Source organism: Actinocrinis sp. (genome assembly GCF_035605935.1).
In the GTDB taxonomy this organism is placed as follows: domain Bacteria; phylum Actinomycetota; class Actinomycetes; order Streptomycetales; family Catenulisporaceae; genus Actinocrinis.
The window spans coordinates 20,701-27,302 of the sequence record NZ_DATNGK010000058.1 but is presented as its reverse complement, the minus strand read 5'-3'; the positions used below and the strand labels follow the sequence as shown (position 1 = coordinate 27,302).

Below are 6,602 nucleotides of genomic sequence, written 5' to 3'. Positions count from 1 at the left end.
CGGGTCGGTGAGCAGGTGGCCGCCCGCAGCGCTACACCGCACGAGCACCGAACTGGTGCTCGCCAGGCGGCCCACCTGCTGATCAACCTCCAGCCGATCCGCCAGGCCAACACGCCCGAACCTCAATCGCTCCCAAGGTCGTGAGCGCACTTGTGGTTGTCTCGTTCAACGGGACAGTCAGGCAGTTGTCTCGTTCAACGGGACAACCGGCGACCGCGGATGTCCACTCCAGACGGACACGACCGCCCCTCCCGCCCCACCAATGCCAGACACCAGATGGCCTCCGTCTCTGAGCGAGACACCAACACCACGCCAGCGGGTCCAAGCGAGGGTCAACCCGGCATGATCACGCTAGCGGACGGCCATTAAGTGGGACACAGGAATCTGATTCGCTGCGCCGTACGATCACGCGCCCTGCGATGCCGCCGGCGCACGGTCGGCCACGGCGACCGCCACCACGAGGTCGGCCTGATGCGTGAGCGTCACCACGATCTCGCCCAACCCGGCCGCCTGCGCGAGTTGCCGCGCCCCGCCGGTGAGACTCACCGACGGAGCGCCCCAGGCGTCATTCGTGACCTCGATGTCGCGCCAGCGCAGGCCCTGGCCGAATCCCCGGCCGAGCACCTTGCAGGTGGCCTCCTTGACACAGAACCGTCCGGCTAACCGTTCGGCGTAACGCTCGGGGCCGAGTCCGTGGGCCTGCTCCAGTTCGGTCCGCGTGAAGAGGATCGCGCTGTAGCGGCGGTGCGCGGCGATCCGGGTGAACCGCGACACCGACAGCAGGTCGACGCCGATCCTCATGCCCGCGCCTGTATGCGAGGCCGCATCGCCGCGCGCGCGGCGATGGGAAGACCACCGAGCAGGCTCGCCGCGGCGGCGATGGCCATGGTCCAGTACAGAGCGGCGACCTCGTGCCTTGCGGTCGCGGCATACCAGCCGACCGCGAGGATGACCACGAAGTAACCGGTGTTCATCGCCACCGCCAGCGGTCCATGGCCGACCTGCTCCAGCACGGTCAGCACGGTCAGCATCAGCCCGGTACAGCCGAAGGTCGGTCCGACGATCGTGACGAAGTGCCGGGCCTGCGCCGCGACCGAGGGGCTTCCTCCGGACATCAGGTTCGCCAGCGGCCCGCCGAGCAGCACGACGGCGAGAGTCACCACGGCATATCCGATGACCGCGAGGAGGAGCCCGCGCCGGAAGACGGTGCGCGAGGCCGGTAGCCCACCGGCGCCGAGGCTCTGGTTCATCAGCACCGCGATGGCCGAACCGAGCCCCACCGCGGGCACGATGATCGCGGTCTGGACGGTATAGCCGACGTTGAAGCCTGCGACTGCCGACTGTCCGGACGGCGCCACGATCCGCAGCAGCAGCAGGTTGACCACGGCCAGCACGATCGAGGACGCGCTCACCGGCACGCCGATGGACAGCAGCAGCCGCGGCGTCTGCGGGCGCCACTCGGTGAAGCGGCGTGGGCGGATCGCTCCCGCGCGCATCAGCACCGTCAGTCCGAGCACGATCTCGGCCGCGCCGGCAATGCCCGAAGCGAGCGGCACGGCCATGAGCCCACCGTGCAGCACGAGCCCGACCACGATGATGATGCCGAGGTTGAGCGACACGTATATGGCCGTGATGATCGCTGCGACGCCCGTGCGGCCCATCCCGCGCAATACCGCTGAGCACAGTTCGCCGAGCATGCACAGTACGGCGGCTCCGGTCATCGCAGCGAGGAAGCTCTGGAATTCGCCGCGCCGATCAGCCGCGAGTTGCACGGCGTCGCCGAGTGGACCGCTCAGCGCGAGCAAGAGCCCGCCGAAGACGGCGAAGACCAAGATCCCGGCTCGTCCCATGCTGCCGAGGCGCGGGGAGATCTCGTCGCGTTCGCCGCGTCCCCAGGCCTGCGCGACGGCGACTTGCAGCGTGATGGAAAGACCGGTGGTCAGCGCGAGGAACAGATAGGAGACCGGGTTGTAGACCGAGCGGACATACAGCGCGGTTCCGCCCATCCGGCCGATCAGCGCGGTCGCGATGACCTGGGCGCCGACTCCGGTGGCGGTGGACAGGACCATCGGCAGCGATAGCTTCACGATGCGCTGATAGGAGACATCGACGTTCTGACGCGTCGGACGCTCGGGCGGGTCGGGTTCCGCGGCCCGCGCGACCCGTGGCTCGTTCAGCATGTCACTGCTCATGGGATCACACGTTTCATAAGATCACACCGTCCTGCTCGTATCTGCGGTCAGCAGTTGCAGACCTGTGATATCGACTGCCTCGATCAGCAGCCAGCCCTCGCGCATTGGTCCGCGCGTGTGTATCAGTACTCGATCGCCATCGTTAATGCGGTGCTGCGCCACGGCGTCGCGCAGCGCGATCCAGCCGTCGCTAGGCCGGCTTCCCGGCAGTCGATGCTCCGCGCGATTGGCCAGAGCCGTGGGTGCGCCTTCGCCGCAGCCGAGAACGCGCAGCGCTCCGGGAGCGCTGCGGACCCGGACAGCGGCGGCGGCCACCCGGGAACGGCCAAGCTCGCCGACGTGATCTTCGGCGAACAACGGGTCGTCGCAAATCAGCGCCGTGGCACCGCAACCGTCCGGGATAGCCCACCTCAACAGGTCGAACACCACCGTGCCGCCGAGCTCGTCCAGGTGAGTGATACCGACGTCCTCGCCCGCCCAGCCCGACTCGAACACCAGCCGGGCCAGCAGCGCCCCGTACGGATCGGACAGCGGCCCCGAACGCACCAGGAACAGCGACTCCTCGCGGTGCTCCGCACCGAGCGCGGCCAGCGCCAGAGCACTTACATCAGGGGTCTTGCCGTCGGCCGGCAGGAGCCGAAGCGCCGCCAACGTGGTGCCGGTTTGCTGTGCGAGGCCATGGGCGAGCTGCCGGAATTCGTGTCCTTCATCAAGGAGCGTCGCCGGCCGGTAGAACGCCTCATCGCATACCGCCACCGCGATCGCGGTGATGCTCAGGTCAGCCATCAGCGTCGCCCGACAGGTAGCCCTTGGCGACGTGCAGCCGCTGGATGTTGCCGGTGCCCTCCATGAATTCGAACGCGCACACGTCCCGGGTCCACTTCTCCAGCAGCGGATGCTCCAGCAACCCGGCGGGCCCCATCGCGCCGGAGGCCCAGCGCGCGGTCTGCACTGCCATCCGGGTCGCGCCGAGCTTCGCCGCGCAGGACAGGTAGCTGTTGTCCGGGTCGCGCAGGACGCGCGCCGCCGCCTGGTACACCAGTTCCCGCGCGGCTTCCGCGCGGGCGAGCGCGACCGGCAACCCGGGGGCGCTCTTGCGGTGTTCGGCCACGTACTCGGCAATCGCCAGCGCCGTGCCGACCGCGAGCGCGGCCACCTGGATGCGCATGTTGTTGAAGGTCTCGATGGCACCCCAGATGCCGCGGCGGGTCACCGGCAGGTGCTCGCCGAGCAGCATGTCGCCGCGCACCGGCACGCCGTCGAAACGCAGGGCGCTGAGAGCCGCGCCGCGCAATCCGACCATGTCGAGCCGCTGCGCGTGCCACGCTTCGTGCGGCGGCTCGAGCAGCACGGCGCGGATGGACAGCGCCGAGCGGCCGGTCCGCGCGAACACCACGCCGACGCCGCCCCGGGCGCCGTTGCCGATGTACCGCTTCTCGCCGCGCAGCAGCCAGCCGCCCGCGCCGTCGGGTTCGAGCCTGGTCTCCATCGCGGTCGCGTCGCTGCCCCGGCCCGGCTCCGTCATCGCGAAGAAGGTCCAGGTGCGGCCGCCGTGCAGCCGGGTGTAGAACAGTTCGCGCTGCCGCTCGTCGCCGAGCAGATCCACGATCACCCCGGCGAGCGCGGGGGAGGGGCAGGCCAGCAGCGCCCCGGCGTCGCCGCGGGCCAATTCAAGCGTGCCGACCACGGTCTCCAGGCAGTTGCCTTCGTCCAGCAGCCGCAGCGGCCGGCCCGGCAGCGACTCGCGGTGCCTCGCCGGGGTATTCGAGGTGCGCACCATCGCGTACACCTCGGTGTCCAGGTGCGCCTCCATGGCGTCAGGGTCCGCGTCGATCGCCAGCGCGAGCGCGCGCAGCTGCTCGGCCGCTTCCCGGCTCACGTCGCGCACCGCACGCAGCCGTGCGTCCAGCTCGATCATTCGCCCGCTCCTTCCCGGCCGATCCACGTGTTCGCACACAGCGCCGAGACATACAGCGCCCGCACCGGGTGGTCGGCGATGTACCCGGCCGCGCCGAAGAGCTTGGTCACCTGCCAACCCAGTTCATCGATCCGGGTATGCAGGTCAGCGAGCGCCGCGGGGTCGCGGTAGCCGGGGATTTGCTCGCGCAGCAACTCCACCTCGGCGATGAGGTCGGCGACGGCCCCCGTCACCAGCTGCTTGCGGATCAGCGGCTCGCCGCCGCAGTCGCGCGCGGAAAGGTGCTCGACCGCCAAATCGAGCGTGCGACGCACCACGCCGAGCCGCACGGCGGCCAGCAGCGCGCCGATCTCGGCCAGGGCGGGCCCGGCCGGCGGCCGGGGGCTTGGCAGCTCGGCGAAGACCACGTCTTCGCGGTCGGCGAGGCCGTGCTTGAGCACGACCACTGATTCCATCTCCCTGACGCTCTCCGCGGACAGCGCCGCGTATCGGCCCGGAGCGGTGGCGGCGACGTCCCTGCCGTCCAGGGCCGCGGCGAGCCCGGCGGCCAGGCCTTCGGTACGGCCGATCCGCTCGCAGTCCCGCAGCGCTGCGGGAACGGCGCCTGCATCCAGCGTGTTCGCAGCGTTCATGAGGCGTCCTCCGCGACCTCGACGATGACCACTTGGAAATAAGCACCCTGACCGAGCGAGACCAGGGCGCAGCGATCGCCGGGACGCAGCCGCCCCTGCCGGTCCGCGTGTTCGAGCGCCATCAGCGCGTCGCAGCCGAAGTTGTGCGCCTGCTCGCCGATCAGGTCGAGGGCGATCCGGTCCTTCGCGATCCCCGACGCCGCGCAGAAGGCACGCCAGAACATCCGGTTGGACAAGTGCGGCATGACCCAGTCGAGGCGGTCGGCGGTGAGCCCGGCGGCGCGGGCGGCGCGGTGCACCGTCTCTACCGCACCTTCGGCGCAGACCTTGCCGAAGAGCGCGAATTCCGCATCGGACATGCCGAGGCTGCGGTGGAAGCGGGTGTCGCGACCGGATGCCCCGGCTAAATACCGGTACCGCGGCCGGAGCGGACCGGTGCCGCTGTCGCGCTGAACCGTGAACCCGAGCGCTCCATCTCCGCCGATGGTGGTGCGCCGGATCAGCCTCGAGTGGTCCGAGATGCTGCCATGGTCGCCGCCGAGCACCAGTACGCGGTCTCCCGCCGTCGCCTGCGGGCGCGCGAGATAGCGGCGGGCCAACTCGACCGCACGCAGCACCGACACGCAGTTGATGTGCGAGATCCCGTAAAACGCGGCGTCCGGGAGTTCTAGCCGCTTACGCAGCCGGTCAGGGAATCCGCCGCGATATCCGAACTCTTGCGTCAGCAGCGTGTGTCCGTAGAGCACCAGTTCGGCGGTTCCGCCGCCAAGCGCGCTCTGCCCGGCGGCTGCGAGCAGGTCCTCCATGCACTCGCCCGCGGCCAGAGTCGGGCTCTGATTCAGCCCGTAGATCTTGGCGAACATCTTGCGCTCGGCCGGGCCGTGCCCGGTGCGGGTGAGGATGTCGTCCACGGACTCCATGCGCTCGGGCAGCTGAACCGCGATCCGCGACAGTCCGACGTCCACGATCACGCCTCCGCGTCCGGCACGAGCAGACAGCTGTGGAAGACCCCTCCGGCACCGTGGAAGTCGGCCAGCAGCACCGGCTCGCGGATCGGCCACAGCCGAGCAAGAGCGCCCCACAGCGCCGTGCTCCAAAGGTCATCGTGCTCTGACATATGAAGCTCGCTGGCGAGTTCGGCGCCGATGAGCGCGTACGCGCCTGGATGCCGCGCCAGCGTGCTGTCTAATACCTGCGCCGGGCTCGGGAATCCGGTCTCCCCGGCGCGAACCTCCGTCGCTTCCGCGATGCGCGCCGCCCCGGCCACCGCCATACCGCCGAACTCGATCAGAACGGCCGCATCAGGCCTCGACTGTCGCGTCTCGTCCGCATCCCACGCCGCGCCGTTCTGGTCGTATGCGAACAGCGCACCGCGCTCCAGTTCGCCGAGCTGCCACATCGCGTCCGCGATCCGCAACGCCGTGAACGGGGCGCCCGATCCCTGCTCCGCGATGGAGCACGGGACCGGTGCGCCGGGCAAGCGGTTCGACAGATAGCAACCGGCCACCTCGGAGTAGTAAAGGTCCGGGGTCCGGTACGCCAGCAGCACGGTGTCGAAATCCGGCGCCGCAGCAGATTCAGGCGCCGCGTCCAGCGCGGTAGACGGTGTCGCCAGCCTTTCGAGCAGCGCCTCGCTCATCGCGATGAAACTGTTGCCGGTGCGGTTGAGGAACTCCGGCAACTCGTCACCGCGCCCGAATGCGCTTAGCACTTCCTTGGCCAACTCGACCTCGTACCCGATCAACGGCTGCTGCCGTTCCGGGAAGACCCGGTGCCGGATACCGGTCAACCGCAGTCCTCCCGCCCGCGGCGGCGCACCCGGCCGGCCAGGCGGGGCGAGCGTGTCAGTCGCGGCCATGT

The 6,602-nt window shown here is 69.8% G+C and carries 7 protein-coding genes; all 7 read right to left on the bottom strand.

What is annotated here, in order from left to right; genetic code table 11:
• Nucleotides 1–405 precede the first annotated feature (405 nt).
• Genes acpS through VN779_RS04945 form a run of 7 tightly spaced genes read right to left on the bottom strand, consistent with a single transcriptional unit; the run spans nucleotide 406 to nucleotide 6,600 of the window.
• Nucleotides 406–801, bottom strand: a complete 396-nt coding sequence (acpS, locus tag VN779_RS04975; RefSeq protein WP_325720597.1) for a holo-ACP synthase — start codon at nucleotides 799–801, stop codon at nucleotides 406–408.
• The gene (locus tag VN779_RS04970; RefSeq protein WP_325720595.1) at nucleotides 798–2,192 is read right to left on the bottom strand and encodes an MATE family efflux transporter; all 1,395 of its coding nucleotides are present in this window, start codon (nucleotides 2,190–2,192) and stop codon (nucleotides 798–800) included. Before VN779_RS04970 ends, acpS begins: the two co-directional genes overlap by 4 nt.
• A gap of 21 nt (nucleotides 2,193–2,213) precedes the next feature.
• Nucleotides 2,214–2,978 carry a hypothetical protein gene (locus VN779_RS04965; RefSeq protein ID WP_325720593.1) on the bottom strand — a complete coding sequence of 255 codons (765 nt, stop codon included), beginning with the start codon at nucleotides 2,976–2,978 and terminating at the stop codon, nucleotides 2,214–2,216.
• A complete protein-coding gene (locus VN779_RS04960; protein ID WP_325720591.1) occupies nucleotides 2,971–4,110 on the bottom strand; it encodes an acyl-CoA dehydrogenase in 1,140 nt (379 codons plus the stop codon). The genes VN779_RS04965 and VN779_RS04960 overlap by 8 nt, the downstream gene beginning before the upstream one ends.
• Nucleotides 4,107–4,742, bottom strand: a complete 636-nt coding sequence (locus VN779_RS04955; RefSeq protein WP_325720589.1) for an acyl-CoA dehydrogenase family protein — start codon at nucleotides 4,740–4,742, stop codon at nucleotides 4,107–4,109. The genes VN779_RS04960 and VN779_RS04955 overlap by 4 nt, the downstream gene beginning before the upstream one ends.
• Nucleotides 4,739–5,707 (bottom strand): 3-oxoacyl-[acyl-carrier-protein] synthase III C-terminal domain-containing protein, encoded by a 969-nt coding sequence (locus VN779_RS04950; protein WP_325720587.1) that lies wholly within the window; start codon nucleotides 5,705–5,707, stop codon nucleotides 4,739–4,741. Before VN779_RS04950 ends, VN779_RS04955 begins: the two co-directional genes overlap by 4 nt.
• Before the next feature lie 2 nt (nucleotides 5,708–5,709).
• Entirely contained in the window at nucleotides 5,710–6,600 is an 891-nt protein-coding gene (locus tag VN779_RS04945; protein ID WP_325720585.1) for a hypothetical protein, read from the bottom strand.
• Between the last annotated feature and the right edge of the window lie 2 nt (nucleotides 6,601–6,602).

Excerpts from the sequence above, each read along its gene's own strand:
- acpS (WP_325720597.1), bottom strand. The coding sequence starts at position 801 with ATGAGGATCGGCGTCGACCTGCTGTCGGTGTCGCGGTTCACCCGGATC.
- VN779_RS04970 (WP_325720595.1), bottom strand. The coding sequence starts at position 2,192 with ATGAGCAGTGACATGCTGAACGAGCCACGGGTCGCGCGGGCCGCGGAA.
- VN779_RS04965 (WP_325720593.1), bottom strand. The coding sequence starts at position 2,978 with ATGGCTGACCTGAGCATCACCGCGATCGCGGTGGCGGTATGCGATGAG.
- VN779_RS04960 (WP_325720591.1), bottom strand. The coding sequence starts at position 4,110 with ATGATCGAGCTGGACGCACGGCTGCGTGCGGTGCGCGACGTGAGCCGG.
- VN779_RS04955 (WP_325720589.1), bottom strand. The coding sequence starts at position 4,742 with ATGAACGCTGCGAACACGCTGGATGCAGGCGCCGTTCCCGCAGCGCTG.
- VN779_RS04945 (WP_325720585.1), bottom strand. The coding sequence starts at position 6,600 with ATGGCCGCGACTGACACGCTCGCCCCGCCTGGCCGGCCGGGTGCGCCG.